Raw genomic sequence first — 15,184 nt, forward strand, 5'->3', positions numbered from 1 at the left:
ACCCTTGAGAAAATACCTGCGTCGCCATGAGGCAGGTGCATTTCACTATCTGGTAACAACCTGATTGGCCGGAGCCGGCCCCCCTCATGTCTGCGGCGATTCCATGCAATCTATAGGCGTTAAATTTGAAGCCTCAGCTCAATGTTACATGGCATCTGTAACCTCTCGTGACTTTTGCAGGCGGTGGCGAAAGCCCATTAGTCAGGCATTAAACAGGCGACAGCGTTTTTTCGGTGAGGATTGAGAAGAACGCATGTCGTCAGCAGGGGAGACATTCTATGAATTTGGCATCTGCGCCTCGGCATGAGGAAAGCGCCGGGCAACCTTACGCAGCTGTGTCTGTTGGCCCAAGCGAGGCAGGACAGATCATGCGCGACAAAGTGCTGGCGCTGGTGCCTTTGATCCGACGCGAAGCCGAAGCTGGCGAGAAATTGGGTGCTATGACGCCTGATGTCGTCAATGCGCTGAATGAAGTCGGATTTTTCAAAATCACCTTGCCACGTGAATATGGTGGTTATGGATTTGGCGCCCGTGACATTGCTGAGGTTGTCGGCGCTGCGGCGACAGGTGATGGATCGACAGCATGGTCAGGCTTTGTCTCGGTTGGCCTCAGAAACGCATTTGTCTTTGATGAGCAAACTGTTTCCGAATTGATGGCGGATGCCGGCTCCTGGGTGGGGCCTCTCATGGTCGGCGCATCGGTTTTTTCGCAGATTGTCGGCGATGCTAGACTTGTCGATGGCGGTTTTATGGTCCGCGGCAAGTGGAGCTTCGGCAGCGGTTGCAAACACGCGAAATGGGCATTTGTCGGAATCCAATGGGAAGAGGGGGGGGGCCCCATCGCGGGATCGCTCTGCTTTCTCGGGACCAGTATGAAATTGTCGACGATTGGCACGTCATGGGTCTTCAGGGCACATCGAGCAACAGTATCACCGCCCCTGATGAAGTATTCGTACCCACGCGCCGCACGATGGCTTCGGCCGAAATGCCAATTCGGCTTGAGAAAATCCGCAATCGGTTCGAGGGGGTCGGCTACCAGACCGGTGCCTTTGGGATGATGTTGACTGTCACCATTTCCAATGTGGCGATCACGCTTGGTATGGCAAAAGGGTGTTTGCAGGAGTTTTCCCAGCAGGCAAATGCCCGCAAACCGTTCAATCTTCCTTATGACACCGTTGCGCAAACGCCTTCGACCCAGGTTGTTGCCGGACGGGTGAACGCAATGATCAATGCAGCGGAAACACTAATCCATGGTGTGGCCGATGAAGTGGACAGGCGTGCGGCTTCCGGTCTCGATTTCGAGCCGCGTGAAGAGGCTTTGAATACCATGAACCTGGTATTCGCTGCCCGTCTCTGCGCTGATGCTATCGATATGATGCAGATCTGCCTCGGTTCCTCGACGGTCACATTGAAGAATCCTATTCAGCGGTTTGCGCGTGACGCACGGGTTCTTATCTCGCACGGGGCTATCCGTCAGGATCCGGCTGCCGAAATCGCCGGCCGGCACGTGCTGGGCCTGCCACCCTTCAAGATGTTCGCGGGCGGTCTTCCGCAAAAATAACAGCGACGAACTCTGCGCATCGGCTGATCGTGGCGCAGTGCTGTGTCAATAGTCCAAGGAGAATACTCAGGTGTCCATTTCTTCAAATAATCGCTCTTCGGATTACGATATCGATCAGATTTTTCTGGATCGCTGGTCTCCTCGGGCGCTTGATCCCCAGGCAATGTCAGAGGAAGATCTGATGACGATTTTGGAGGCGGCTCGTTGGGCGCCGTCCTCATTCAATGCCCAGCCCTGGAGATTCATTTACGCGCAGCGCGATACGCCGGAATGGCAGAATATTTTCGGTCTGCTCGCGCCGATGAACCAGGCGTGGGCATCGCGTGCTTCGGTACTGGTGGTGATTGTTTCCGCAAATACAGCGATCATGCCGATGCAGACTGAGCCGGTTCCCTCTTACAGCCATTCCTTCGACGCTGGCGCTGCCTGGGCCTATCTTGCGCTGCAAGCAACGCGCCTCGGCTGGTATGCTCATGGCATGGCAGGGTTCGACGTTCCACGCAGCTACGAAGTGCTTGGGGTCCCAGACAGCTTTCGAGTTGAAGCCGTCATCGCGATCGGGAGGATCGGCGACAAGAGCTTGTTGCCGCCGCCCCTGCAGGAGCGCGAGCAGCCAAACGGGCGCCGTCCGCTCCAGGAGTCGGCTATGAAAGGACGTTTCGTCGGCTGAAAGGCTTGTTTCACTGTCGAGTGAGATATGCGCAGCAGCACCAGCATTGCTAATGCTGCTGCGCATTTAAATTTTTACCAACCCACTCTCAAATGACATCGATTGGGGTATGCCATGAGCGAAGATCGCGCCGCTGCCAACAAACGCCTGGTGCTGGACTTCTTCCGCTGTGTCTTTGAGGCGCGCAACCCGGATGCCGCGCGCGATTTCGTTACCGAGGATTATATCCAGCATACCGACCAGCTTCCGAGTGGCCTGGCCGCGCTGGAAGCGTTTGTTCGCAATATTTTTCCCGACGGCCCGGTGCCGACGCCCCCGCAGCTCCAACACCCGCCGGAATTTATCGTCGCGGAAGGTGATATGGTGGTTCTGTCGGCCCTCATGCCTCAGCCCGATCCCGAACATCCCGGTGAGATGTGCCTGCGGTATGTTTTCAACGCATTCCGCATCTCTGATGGAAAGCTAGCAGAGCATTGGGGAAGCGCGGGTAAGGTGCATCGATCCGTCTAAGGCCGCGATCCTATCGTTTTCACCGATTGGTCATGTTGTGCTGGTTCTCACTGGGGCACGTTAGCATGCCTGCTCGTGGCCTATAAAAAACAACATATATGTGTCTTGCAATCCGCAGGATTTTGTAGCAGTAATTTCACTGCATCGGACTCGTTTTGACGAGTGGCTTCTCCGGGCGCCTATCCCCCGGCCACAGTTAACTCACTAACGTCATTTCAGGCGTGATGAGCTATCCGTTGATTAAACCCATGAAAATGAAAATTTCTTGATATCTGTTGGGATCGATAGCCGTCTCTACTAGAGCGGCTTGATCATGTCTAACGTTATCAGTCTGCGCTGATCAGCCCGTCTATGGGTTTTCAGTTCGATGACGCATGTTTTCAGGGTACGACGACGCATTTCAGGATATTGAATGTCTTCGTTTTTCACTCGTTTCATTTCCCGCCACATCAAGGTGGGAAACCTCATTGTCATCACCTGCGACGGTCAACATAGGCGTATCGGAGACGAAAGCGGCAAGCCGATCGTTATCCGTTTCGCAGACCGCGCAACCCAACGCTACGTTATGTTCAATCCAGAACTCGCGCTTGGCGAGGCGTTTATGGATGGCAAGTTGCGCATTGAGCAAGGCACCCTCTATGAACTGCTTGAACTGGTTTTTCAGAACACAGGCGTGGATCGTCTGACGGGCGCCGCCCGATTTATGCGCCGGTTCACGCGCTTGAAACGGCGTATCCAGCAATATAATCCGGTCGGGCGCTCAAAGAGCAATGTGGCGCACCATTACGACCTCGATGGCTCGCTCTATCGGTTATTTCTCGATTCAGACAGTCAGTATTCCTGTGCTTATTTCGAGGGGCGGGGCAGTTCGCTGGAAGAAGCGCAGCTTGCCAAAAAACGGCATCTGGCTGCCAAGCTGCTGATTGAGCCGGAGCATCGTGTTCTTGATATCGGATCAGGATGGGGTGGACTTGGGCTCTATCTGTCGGAGATGACCCAGGCGGACGTCACCGGCGTGACGTTGTCGGAACATCAGCATGCAATTTCGAATGGTCGCGCCAAGGACATTGCATCCTCGCGTCGGCCTCGATTTTTGCTGCAAGACTATCGGGATATCAAGCAACAATTCGACCGGATCGTTTCCGTCGGCATGTTTGAACATGTCGGGATTGGTCATTTCGATGAATTTTTTGCGAAAGTTCGGGCTTTGCTCAAGCCTGACGGGGTGATGCTGTTGCATTCCATCGGCGTGTTCGATGGACCCTCCCATACCAATCCCTGGATACAGAAATACATCTTTCCAGGCGGGTATATTCCATCTCTTTCGGAAGTGCTGGCGGCAATCGAACGGCAGGGGCTGGTGGTCTGCGATATCGAGATATTGCGCCTGCACTATGCCGAGACCTTGAAAGCTTGGCGCGAGCGGTTCCTGGCCCGGCGGGAAGAAGCGGTTGCCCTTTATGATGAGCGGTTCGCCCGCATGTGGGAATTTTATCTGGCGTCATCGGAGACCGCATTTCGGTATCAAGGGATGATGGTTTTTCAAATTCAGCTGGCGCGCGATCAGTCGGCTGCTCCTTTGCGGCGCGATTATATTCATGCCGCTGAAAGCCGCCTGCGGGAGCTGGAGATCTGCAAGCCCGTTCCGTTGAGCCATGTCGCCGAATAGGCGCTGGCATTCATCCATTCATTATTACACCTGCAGGGCATTCAGCGCCCTACTCAAGATTGGCCGGAACATTTGACGGTCAGGAGAAATGTCATTGTCTAGCAATAGTTTACATCAGGCTCGAACAGAGTGGTTCGGCAATATCAAAGGCGATGCGCTGGCTGGCGTCGTTGTGGCCCTGGCGCTTATTCCAGAAGCCATCGCCTTTTCCATCATCGCTGGCGTCGACCCCAAGGTTGGCCTTTATGCATCCTTCTCCATTTCGGTGCTGATCGCATTTGTGGGTGGCAGGCCCGGGATGATCTCTGCCGCGACCGCCGCCACCGCTGTGTTGATGATCACGCTGGCCAAAACACACGGCGTCGAATATCTGCTGGCCGCCACCATATTGGCCGGCGTCATCCAGATTATTGCCGGTCTGCTGAAACTCGGTCGCCTGATGCGTTTCGTGTCGAAGTCCGTCATGACGGGCTTTGTCAATGCATTGGCAATATTGATCTTTATGGCCCAGCTGCCGGAGCTGATCCATGTCCCCGCTCTAACCTATGTCCTGGTGGCGGCGGGCTTGGCAATCATATATCTATTTCCTTATGTGACGAAGGCCATTCCGTCGCCTCTCGTCTGTATTGTGATATTGACGGCGATTTCGATCTATTTCGGGTTAGACATCCGAACTGTCGGCGACATGGGCGAGTTGCCCTCGACATTGCCGGTCCTGCTCCTTCCCAATATCCCTCTGAATATTGAAACGTTTCTGATCATTCTGCCCTATTCCGCCGCAGTCGCCGTTGTTGGCCTGCTCGAAACGCTGATGACCGCTGCGATTGTCGATGAATTAACGGATACGCCAAGCAACAAGAACCGCGAATGCATCGGCCAGGGCGTTGCCAATACGATAACCGGTTTCTTGGGGGGCATGGCAGGCTGCGCGATGATCGGTCAGTCGATGATCAATGTAAAATCCGGTGGGCGCGGCAGATTGTCGAGTTTGTGCGCCGGTGTTTTCCTGCTGTTCATGATTCTCGTGCTTGGGCAATGGGTGCGTCAAATTCCCATGGCCGCCCTTGTGGCGATCATGATCATGGTGTCCATCGGCACCTTTTCCTGGTCATCGATCCGCAATATCAAGGATCACCCGCGCTCGTCCTCCTTCGTGATGGTCGCGACGGTGATTGGCGTCGTCGCCACTCATAATCTGGCTGTCGGTGTCCTGGTTGGCGTGCTGTTATCGGCGGTCTTCTTCGCCTGGAAAATCGCCCAGATATTCCAGATAACCTCGATCCTCTCACCGGATGGCAAAACGCGCACTTATAAGGTCGAAGGTCAAATCTTCTTCGCCTCCGTCGAGGATTTCAACCAGGCATTCGAATTCAAGGAAGCCTTGGAGAACGTCATCATCGACGTATCCCGCGCCCATATATGGGACATATCCAGTGTCGCGGCACTGGATATGATCGTGCTGAAATTCCGCAGAGAGGGAGCCGAGGTGTCTATCCTCGGACTGAACCGGGCAAGCGAGACAATCGTTGACAAGCTCGCAATTCACGACAAGCCCGGCGCCATGGAACGCCTTATGGGGCATTGAGGGAGACAATCATGATCAAGATCATAGGACTGATAGACGGTTCGATATATGCCCAGAGCGTCTGCGACCATATCGCATGGATTGCCGGCCGATCCGAGGTGTCCGTGGACATTCTACATGTGATTGGGCGTCGCGACCTTTCCACGGCGCCGGTCAATCTCAGCGGCAATATCGGCTTGGGCGCTCGAACGGCGCTTCTGGAGGAACTGGCGGAACTGGACGCGCAAAAAGCAAGAACGGCCCAACACCGTGGACGGCTTTTGCTGGAAGAGGCAAAGGCGCGCCTTCAAGCCATGGGCATCGATAGCGTCAACACCATGCTGCGCAATGGCGATCTGGCTGAAACCCTGCAAGAGCTGGAGGAAAGCGCCGACCTTATCGTGATCGGCAAGCGTGGTGAAGGCGCTGATTTTGCGCAATTGCACCTTGGCTCAAACCTCGAACGGGTGGTTCGCTCCAGTCACAGGATGATCGCCATCGCATCACGTGCCTTCAAGCCGATCCACAAAGTGCTGATCGCTTATGACGGTGGCGCGATGGCGATGAAGGCGATTGACTATATATCAGGAAATCTGATGTTTGCCGGGCTCTCTATCAAACTGGTGACGGTGGGGGATGATACGCCGGAAGCCCGTCAAGCCCTTGCTGAAGGTAAGCTTAGGTTTACGGATGTGGGCGTGCCGGGTGAGACCGCCATCGTTGCGGGGCAGCCGGATAAGGCGATTTCGGAAATTGTCGAGCGTGAGGAATACGACCTACTCATGATGGGCGCCTATAGCCATTCCAGGCTGCGCGCACTTTTCCTTGGGTCAACGACAACGGAAATGATCCGGGCCTGCAAAGTGCCTGTGTTGATTTTCCGCTGATCTCGAATCGAACACTCTTTTCTGTGCGGTTTTTAAAACCCACAGCGCTGTCATGTAACATGCAGGAACTCTGGCTAACGCCATTGTTCCTGTTTGAAAGTCCAGAATGATCAAAAACTATTGGGAATTTTCCAGCCGCAATTGGCAGCATCTGACATTTGGCGCAATGCTTCTGGCCATTTCCAGCTTCGGCCAAACCTATTTCATTTCGATCTCGGGGGCGCATTTTCGCGAGGCTTTTCGTTTAAGCGACGGCGGCTTGGGGACTGTCTATGCAATAGGCACGTTTTTAAGCGCCCTGACCCTTACCTGGGCCGGACGCCTGATCGACTACACCACGGTAAGAGCGTTCAGTTGGGCTGTGGCCGTTCTGTTGGCTTGCGCATGTGGAATGGTGTCGTTCAGCCCCAATATCTATGTGCTCCTGCTTGCATTCTACCTCTTGCGCCTGGGCGGCCAGGGTCTGATGGTTCATACGGCGCTGACTGCAACGGCCCGCACGTTTCCAGCAGATGCGGGTAAAGCGCTCGGCATTATCGCTCTGGGCATGTCTGTCGCGCAGGCAATTTTTCCGCTGGCCGGAGTGATGATGAACGACACGTTCGGTTGGCGTGCATCCTGGGCTATCAACGCGCTCTTTGTCATCGCCGGTGTCGGCGTAGCGCTCACGGTCTTGCCAAGGGCGGGCGACCGGCCTTTGCGTCAGCGCTGGCCCAAAGGACAGGCCTCAACCGAGCCCCGGCAAACGTCTCTGTTGCTTGACCGACGTCTCCTCATGACCCTGCCAGCCGTTTTGGCAAGCCCCTTCATCGTCACCGGCTTCTTCTTCCATCAAGGCCGCCTGGCCGAGCAGAAGCATTGGGACATCGCATGGCTTGCGGCCGGATTTGTGGTCTTTGCCATTGTACAGGCGGTGTCCGTTGTGGTGATTGGTCCCATCATCGACCGTTTTGGGACGAAGCGAATTCTGCCTTATTTTCTCTTGCCGCAAGCCATTGGAATGCTTGCGCTGGGATTGCTTTCATTGTCGTGGGTTGCGCTGCTCTATATGGTTCTGATGGGCATATCCTCCGCCTTCGGATCAACGCTTGCCACCGCCCTTTGGGTCGAGCTTTTTGGAGCCACTGAATTGGCGCGAGTTCGTTCTGCGGTCGAAGCCGGATCCGTTATAGCAAGCGGTGCTTCACCTGTGATCATGGGATTGCTGATTGATGCCGGCTTTCCGTTGTCTTGGCAGGCGCTGGCGTGCTGTGCATACACAGTGCTCGCCTCCATTATCGCAATCGGCGTGCAGCGTGTGAAAGTCTGACCGAAAGGGCCTTTGTATCATTGACCGCTGCGTCAGCGCAGACCTTGGTGGAGCGCGTCATAAGATCGGCATCGTGCAATTATCCCAGTGGCAGTATGACTGCTTCCTGCGGTCGATGTGTTTTAGGGTGCTCACACGGCCCTGTTGCCGACGTCCTGGGCCTAATGTGCCAGCTCCATCTGGTGCTGAATTTTGGAAAAGCGGCTGTCATGACGAATGGGATCGAAGACAGCATTTGCCAGAAACAGCCCTGGCGTGCCTCTTCGTGTCACCGCCAGCTCCAAGGCGCTAATGGCTTCATCGCGAGCGCCGAGCCCGAGATGGATCATCGCCTCCGCATGCACAGCCTGGCCTCGCAGGTTTGGCGATTGCTTCACCCTGGAAAGAAGACGACCAGCCTCTGATATTTCGCCTGAAAGCCCATAGGCTAGTCCTAGCAGCCCACAGGCAGTGGCATCTTCGGTCATGATGTGTGAGGCAGCGGTAAACTCTTCAATAGCGCTATCAATCTGACCCATATTGAGCTTGGCCTCTCCATAGGTAAGTCGTAACTTAACAAAACCGGGTTCGGCCTCAAGCGCGTCGCGTGCGACTTTCGCCGCTTCCTTGAAGCGGCGGGCGGCATTCAGGGTCAGCGCATAGACATTGGCGACCATGGGAGAGTAAGGATCGAGATTGATCGCTTCTTCCGCTATTTGCAGCGCAGAAACGATCTGTCCGCTTTGCAGATAGGTCAATGCAAGCAATATGTAGGGCGAAGGGTCGAGCGGGGTGATGGCAATGGCCTGGCGGCATGCGCGTTCGGTCTGTGGCCAGTCATAGGCGTAGCTCGAAGCCCAACCCAAAATCAGCCAGACGTCGCTGAGGTTGCCATTCAGCGACAAAGCGCTGTGGGCAGAGGCGGCCAGCTTGGGCATCACCCTGGATATCGAGCCTGGCGCAAGCGATAAAAACTGTCCTAAAGCTCCAATAAGCCTGCGGTGGGACAATTGATCCAAGGGGTCGTCCGCGATGATTTGTTCGTAGCGCAAGACGGCGGCGCGTAGCTCGATCAACCGCTCACGCCGATTGATGTGGGAGCCGCGCAGAAGCTGATCGAGAAACCGGCTCTCTTCAGAATCGCCTGGTATGTCCGAGGCCTGACCCGCGACATTGCGTGACAGCGAATCTGAGACCATTTCGCCGATGGCATTGGCTATCAAGGTGGGAGAGGGGCTCTCGGAATTGCGTGGGAAAGAAAAGGTTTTGCTTCCCTGAACCAAGCCATCCAGGTCGACCATTGTCGTCACGATCCTGATCCATTGCGCATCGGAGCGAATGGCACACCGTAACTCCAGCTCTGATCTACTCGTTCCGCCAGGAAGAACCGGGATTATCGAGGAAAGCTTGAAAAAGCTGCTGGCAATCTCTTCGGGTAGCTGTCGCGCCAGGCGCTGCTCATTCTCTCCAGCATTGGGTTCGCAGTCCAGATGAATGGCAATCCGGCGCGGAAAATCCTTGATATCTGCGGCGGGCAAGGACGGCTGCGCGGAGAAGATCGGCACGAGGGAGCGGGGCATGAAGGCCACCCTCACGGCATCGAAGCGCCCCTCATTTTCGTAATAGCTTTGCAATCTGTTGCGAAGACGCCAGGCTTCTGTCCGCACACAGGTATCGATCCTTGGATCGAAATGCTCATCCTTGCCGAATACGTCCTGGGCGATCGCATGTTCGCCAATGGCGCTCGCACGACCTGCAAGCGCCTCCTCGACAAGATACTGCAGCAGCTGTCGGGAGCGCTTTGCCGTTGCGAACGTATTGCCGTTGCAGAGCTGATCCAGCGCCTTGCGTATCTGGCCCTGTGTCGGGCTTGCCAATTCTGTGTCTGCCGTGCCCGCATTTGGCGCAGCGTCACGAGATGATACGCAGATGATCGAAGTCGCACTCGTATCCTTTTCCACGCGGTCTCCTCCCCGTGTTTGTATGCGAATATACTGCTCCCAATCGTTCGATAGGCTGATTAAACCTCCCACACCCTTTGATGTCGAATGCTACAGAATTTCCGCGTTTGATCGTAACGCAGAAACTCTCTAAATCTTTGTTTTTATAAATTTCCAGACGTAAGGGCGCGCGCCACTTTTCCTCGAAATGCTCCAGTGGTCCAACCCCGACATCTGATTCCGTTCGCGGCACACTCCAGATTGCCACAGTTGGCCTAGCAAATGTCAAGTTCATTCGATGAGAACGGCATAATCATCTTTTTGATAATACAGTTCTCGGCTTGTGGAAAGTCCGGTGGGCAGCAAGCACGATTTGTGGATGCGGGTGGACTGCTGATGCTGTTAGAAACCCAGGCCCGGATTTTATCGTCTGATTGGATAGAGATAGAGCGGGGGTAGGTTTACAACCTTGTTGTCGCTGTCTTTCGGTCCTATGCCATCGAAGAAAATGCGGACGATGAGGCCGATATGGGCTGCGAGTATTTCGTCAGAGGGCCGGAAGTTTGCGACGAGGATGTCGAACTGAGTTCCCGGTGCTGTCATGCGCACCAGCAATGTGGCATAGCGTTCAGGATCTTCAACGACATAGCCGCGCGTGGCGGCAACTTTCACGATGAGCGAGGCAATGATGCGGATCACGTCAGGCATATCTGACTGGACCTGATCCGACATGGCTTGCAGTTCGCTGCGTCTGTCGATTTCTGCAATGAGAACCCGGAAATAGGCGGTCAGCTCGGGGGCGGATGCGGCCTTGACGACCTCAAGCAGCACGCTTGTCAGTTGCTCCAGGGGATCTGCGACGGATCGACTTTCCACAACGCTACCGAGGTCCAGCGCGAAATCGGAAGCGGCATGTGTCATGACAGCGTGAAACAACTCAAGCTTGTCGGAAAAATGCGCATAGACAGTCGTCTTTGAAACGCCGGCCTTGGCGGCCACCGCATCCATAGAGGTTCTCTCATATCCATTGGCCAAAAGCAGATCGACGGCAGCGGCCATGATCAACTCTCGTTTTGATCTAGAATTCTTGTTTCGTGGATGAGGCATACCTCAGCTCCTACATTAGCGCAGCAGTCCATTCAAGGCCCCAAGGGAGGCATGTCACAGGCGCGTCGCGTGGTCTCTGTCCAAAAAGAGGGGCAATCAAGGGCTTAGTTTCTTAACCTTCCTTCACAAAAGCGCAATCTCCGAGGCCTTGTAAAAAATCAATTGACACAACTGTACTGTACCGTTTAGAACAGTACCACGTCTTGGAAATATGGAGGTAATTCAAGGATGTCTGCACTCTCTAGTGACTTGTCGCTTATGCCCGGCCTGCCGCCCGCGCCAAGTGGGCAGCCCGCTCCAGGGATGCCACCCATGCCCGGTTTGCCGCCCATGTCTGGCCTTCCCCCCATGCCGCCCGCAGTGCCTGCGGCTCCTGTCGAGTCGAAATGGCTGACCGATAAGGGTCGTGATATCCGCGATAAGGCCAAGGCGCTTATTCCCCTTATTCGGGAGCAGGCTCGCGAAGGCGAGAAGATTGGCGCCTTGACGCCGGAGGTTCTGAAGGCACTCAGCGATATCGGTATCTACAAGATGGCGATGCCCGCTGAATGGGGCGGCTATGCCCTTGGTGCGCGGGATCTGGTCGAGATTATCGCCACGCTGGGCGAGGCGGATGGATCGGCTGGATGGGCTGGCTTCGTCGCCGTTGGGGTGAAGAACCTGCTGGCTCTTGATGGCGAGGTTGTTGGAGAAGTTCTTGAAGATACCCGGGGTTGGGCTGGCCCTACCGTTGTCGGCGCGTCCGTTTTTGCGACAAAAGTCGGAGAAGGTCGCAAAGTCGAAGGCGGCTGGATGGTCAAGGGCCGCTGGGCTTTCGGTAGCGGATGCAAGCACGCCAAATGGGCGATGCTGGGCATAGAATACGATCCGAAGGTTGCTGGTGGCACAGGGCGCGGCGTTGTTGTCGTTGACCGTTCGAAATATGAGATCCTGGATGACTGGCACGTCATGGGCTTGTCTGGCAGCGCCAGCAACAGCCTTGCCATCAAGGAAGAAGTCTTTGTGCCCGATCGTCGGTTTCTTGACCTGAGCCAATACCCTCTGCGTTTCCAGCAATTGCATACGCGATACCAGGGCTTTGGATATCAGCAGCGTGGGCTTGCCAATCTGGTTACCGTGTCCTTGTGTGATATGTCGATTGCGCTCGGTATGGCGCGTGGGGCACTTTCGTGTTTCGCAGAGCAAGCTAAGAAGCGTCCGCCTTTTTCACTTCCGTATCCGACAATCTCTGACATGGCGTCGGCGCAAGTTGCTGCCGGCAAGGCGCTTGCCATGATCAAGGTCGCCCAGGCCGCTATCGAGAGCTATGCAGACCAGGTCGATGCCAGGACAGCGGAGGGGCAAGACTTTACGCATGACGAGGACTCGGAGATCAGCTTGACCCTCGCTTACGTTGCGAGCCTTTGCGAAGACGCCATTAACCTGCTGCAGAAGACGCTGGGGTCATCGACGATGTCGCTCAACAACCCTATCCAGCGCTTTGTCCGCGACGTTCGTGTACTGGCATCGCACGGTGCCGTGCCGGAACGCGCTAATCTGGAAGCGAAGGGGTCGTAAGTCATGAGCGATTTCACGATCATTGACGGTGTCGCTCATATCCACGAGCCGAAACTTTACGAAACCTGGCTGGACAGGGAGGATTATATTGCGGCCGTGTCGGCATCACCGTCACCGGAAGTTGCCGCAAAAAAGCGACTTCTGGTCGATTTTCAGGTCGACCTTGCCAAGATGGTGCGCGCCAAGTCGGTCGAAGAGAATGTCGTCGATATCATGACGAAATATGCCGACAACGACTATGTTCAGCATGATCCGAATGCGAACGGCAATGGGTTGGCTAACCTGATCGAGTATTTCAGAAAAGTGCCGGTGGATAGAGGTCCGGCGCCTCCGGTGGTCAGCGTCGTTGTCGAGGGGGAGTTGGGATGCGTGATGATGAAACATCCGATGCCGGATCCCACCGCCCCAGGGCAAACCTACGACTGGTATATTCTCACCGTTTTTCGGGTGCGGAATGGAAAGCTGCGTGAGCATTGGAGTGCCTTCCAGAAGATGGCAGCAACCATGATACCGCCAAAGCCGCCACACTAAAGTCTGACGGGTTGGTTTGAGCCAGACAGCTGCTCGGGCTCTTTGTTGGAGATTGCCTTTTAGGGAAGACGGTTGCCAGTTTCTATTGGCAACCACTGGTGAGTGTTGCGTGTGATAAGGCACGCAAATTCATTCCAGCACGCATAAGCCCTGCATAATTTGCACCACGGCTTCGGTTCCAGCAATCGTGCAAGGCGCGCTCTAGACTAATGAAATCAGCAGGTTTGCACACTCTCGTGAACAGATGTCGCGGGTGTGTTTGATCGAACCCATTTGGCGCTAAGTCCAACACACCATCCCGCGCTGGCTGGGATGAGCTTGCCGGCTGAGCGGCCCGATGGAGTGGGCAGATAATCTCTTATTGATAGGAAACAGACAGCCGCAATCGTCGAAAATAAAACCAGCGCCGAGCCCCGTCTTTGGAGGAGGGATCGCCAGGCGTCTGCATTAAAAAAGGGGCATATGTTCCATGGAACAGGCGCAGATTTCGACTATTTCACCTTTCGAGGGAAATACATTACGAACATATTTCAAAAGCTTGGTTGGTGCGCCCAGGAAAGCCAGGATGGCTTTGGCGGGATGCCTGATCTTGATGGTTATCAGTCCTGCCGGTCTTTCGGCTATGACACCTTTTGTGATTGCAGCCTTCTCAGCGGAGACCCATCGGGCGCAGTCCGATGCGCTGCTGATTTTTGTGGCGCTGCCCTTGCTGCTTTCCCCGCTGATTCTGCCGCTCGCTGGCGCATGGGTAGACCGCTGGGGGGCAAGAGCCGTTGCTATACCCGCAGTCATTTTATACGCCGTGACAACCGCGATGATCCCATTGGTCAGCGGAACGATCTGGATCTTGACCCCCATGATCATCCTGGCCGCCTTATTCGGCTTCATGTCCAGCCTTGCCGTGATTTTCAAAATCATCACATGCTGGTTTCCAGAGCATCGGGGGATCGGATTTGCACTGGTTGGGGTGCTTTCAAGCTTTGCCAATGCGCTCTTTTCTCCCTTGTTCCAGTGGTTGATTTATGGAGCGACGAACAGTGATGGGTCGGCTTCTGGCCTCCATCAACTGGGCGGCATCGGTTGGAGCGGTTCCTACTTCGTCGTCGCAGCAACCATCGCTGTTCTTGGCATTCCCTCAGCGCTCTTTCTCATCTCTGAACCTGCCAAGCCGTCTGCCGCCAAGCGCCTTCCCATGCCGGGTTCCCACCTGAATTTGGAGAATGCAGCCGGAATACCGCTCAAGGCGGCGATCAAGACCAAGACCTGGATATTCATCACGCTTTTTCTTGCGATCACCGCAGCTGGCCCGATGACTGTCCGACAGAACTCCGTCGATTTCTTCCAGCAACGTGGTTTTGATCTCAACGACATCGCATTTTCGCAATCTGTTTTGTTCGTAGCTTCGGTCGTCGGTCTTTTTCTCGGCGGCATGATCCTCGATCGCAGCCGACGCCCTTGGGTCATCGCACCCCTGCTCGCCATGGTTCCGATTGGCCTAACCATTGCCTATTTCAACCACGGTTCGGTTTTCCTGCTCTATGTGGCAATGAGCTCTCTCGGATTTGCAACGGGTGCGGAGTCTGCGCTTGGCCCCTTCCTGGTTGCCCGTTATTTCGGACCCAAAGCCTTTGCTCAAATTCAAGGTTTGACACTGGCAATCTGCTCACTGTCCTTCGGCTTGACGCCATTCCTTACCAGCGCAATGGCGACTGCGGCTGGAAGCTATTTCGTCCCGTTTGCCATTCTGACCGGACTGACAGTGGTTGCCGTTGCGCTGGGCACCCTTTTACCGAACTACCCACCAGAATGGCCGACCGGGGCAGAAGTCTCTGGAAAGTAAACCAGCGCCAGGGGGGAGAGGTGCGATGATCCGGTATCGCACAGCAAAAGCGGGATGAGG

Annotated in this window: 13 protein-coding genes and 1 other annotated feature; of the genes, 11 read left to right on the plus strand and 2 right to left on the minus strand. The window is 55.2% G+C overall.

Features of this window, described 5'->3' with window-relative positions; all coding sequences use genetic code 11:
• Window positions 1-368 precede the first annotated feature (368 nt).
• From V6582_RS23095 to V6582_RS23130, 8 genes are all read left to right on the plus strand, one after another.
• The gene (locus V6582_RS23095) at window positions 369-1,058 is read left to right on the plus strand and encodes an acyl-CoA dehydrogenase family protein (protein ID WP_349509003.1); all 690 of its coding nucleotides are present in this window, start codon (window positions 369-371) and stop codon (window positions 1,056-1,058) included.
• On the plus strand, window positions 1,055-1,561 hold the full coding sequence (locus tag V6582_RS23100) for an acyl-CoA dehydrogenase family protein (RefSeq protein WP_349509004.1): 507 nt from the start codon (window positions 1,055-1,057) through the stop codon (window positions 1,559-1,561). Before V6582_RS23095 ends, V6582_RS23100 begins: the two co-directional genes overlap by 4 nt.
• 70 nt (window positions 1,562-1,631) lie before the next feature.
• On the plus strand, window positions 1,632-2,231 hold the full coding sequence (locus tag V6582_RS23105; protein ID WP_081343942.1) for a nitroreductase family protein: 600 nt from the start codon (window positions 1,632-1,634) through the stop codon (window positions 2,229-2,231).
• A gap of 114 nt (window positions 2,232-2,345) precedes the next feature.
• Complete coding sequence (locus tag V6582_RS23110) at window positions 2,346-2,741, plus strand: nuclear transport factor 2 family protein (protein WP_156632729.1); 396 nt, start codon at window positions 2,346-2,348, stop codon at window positions 2,739-2,741.
• Between the two features lie 143 nt (window positions 2,742-2,884).
• Window positions 2,885-2,937, plus strand: a sequence feature (sul1 is cis-regulatory element that is thought to sense ions involved in sulfur or methionine metabolism; They are found in Alphaproteobacteria).
• 216 nt (window positions 2,938-3,153) lie between these two features.
• Entirely contained in the window at window positions 3,154-4,410 is a 1,257-nt protein-coding gene (locus tag V6582_RS23115; RefSeq protein WP_197434422.1) for a class I SAM-dependent methyltransferase, read from the plus strand.
• A gap of 88 nt (window positions 4,411-4,498) precedes the next feature.
• Window positions 4,499-5,995 carry a SulP family inorganic anion transporter gene (locus V6582_RS23120; RefSeq protein ID WP_156632730.1) on the plus strand — a complete coding sequence of 499 codons (1,497 nt, stop codon included), beginning with the start codon at window positions 4,499-4,501 and terminating at the stop codon, window positions 5,993-5,995.
• 11 nt (window positions 5,996-6,006) lie between these two features.
• Complete coding sequence (locus tag V6582_RS23125; RefSeq protein ID WP_156632731.1) at window positions 6,007-6,861, plus strand: universal stress protein; 855 nt, start codon at window positions 6,007-6,009, stop codon at window positions 6,859-6,861.
• Between the two features lie 166 nt (window positions 6,862-7,027).
• Window positions 7,028-8,170 carry an MFS transporter gene (locus V6582_RS23130; RefSeq protein WP_234889748.1) on the plus strand — a complete coding sequence of 381 codons (1,143 nt, stop codon included), beginning with the start codon at window positions 7,028-7,030 and terminating at the stop codon, window positions 8,168-8,170.
• A 161-nt stretch (window positions 8,171-8,331) separates the two neighbouring features.
• On the opposite strand, the gene V6582_RS23135 is transcribed toward V6582_RS23130, so the two are convergent.
• Window positions 8,332-10,110, minus strand: a complete 1,779-nt coding sequence (locus V6582_RS23135; protein WP_156632733.1) for a tetratricopeptide repeat protein — start codon at window positions 10,108-10,110, stop codon at window positions 8,332-8,334.
• A 402-nt stretch (window positions 10,111-10,512) separates the two neighbouring features.
• Window positions 10,513-11,148, minus strand: a complete 636-nt coding sequence (locus tag V6582_RS23140; protein WP_234889749.1) for a TetR/AcrR family transcriptional regulator — start codon at window positions 11,146-11,148, stop codon at window positions 10,513-10,515.
• Window positions 11,149-11,508: 360 nt separating this feature from the next.
• Here V6582_RS23140 and V6582_RS23145 point away from each other — a divergent pair, with 360 nt between their 5' ends.
• The 3 genes from V6582_RS23145 to V6582_RS23155 all read left to right on the plus strand — a co-directional run bounded on the left by V6582_RS23145 (window position 11,509) and on the right by V6582_RS23155 (window position 15,124).
• On the plus strand, window positions 11,509-12,753 hold the full coding sequence (locus tag V6582_RS23145) for an acyl-CoA dehydrogenase family protein (protein ID WP_234889750.1): 1,245 nt from the start codon (window positions 11,509-11,511) through the stop codon (window positions 12,751-12,753).
• 3 nt (window positions 12,754-12,756) lie between these two features.
• Window positions 12,757-13,284 carry a nuclear transport factor 2 family protein gene (locus V6582_RS23150; protein ID WP_156632735.1) on the plus strand — a complete coding sequence of 176 codons (528 nt, stop codon included), beginning with the start codon at window positions 12,757-12,759 and terminating at the stop codon, window positions 13,282-13,284.
• A gap of 469 nt (window positions 13,285-13,753) precedes the next feature.
• Window positions 13,754-15,124: an MFS transporter gene (locus tag V6582_RS23155; RefSeq protein WP_156632736.1), complete on the plus strand. Its 1,371-nt coding sequence runs from the start codon at window positions 13,754-13,756 to the stop codon at window positions 15,122-15,124.
• The last annotated feature ends 60 nt before the right edge of the window (window positions 15,125-15,184 follow it).

The organism is Agrobacterium vitis, from assembly GCF_037039395.1.
Lineage (GTDB): Bacteria > Pseudomonadota > Alphaproteobacteria > Rhizobiales > Rhizobiaceae > Allorhizobium > Allorhizobium vitis_E.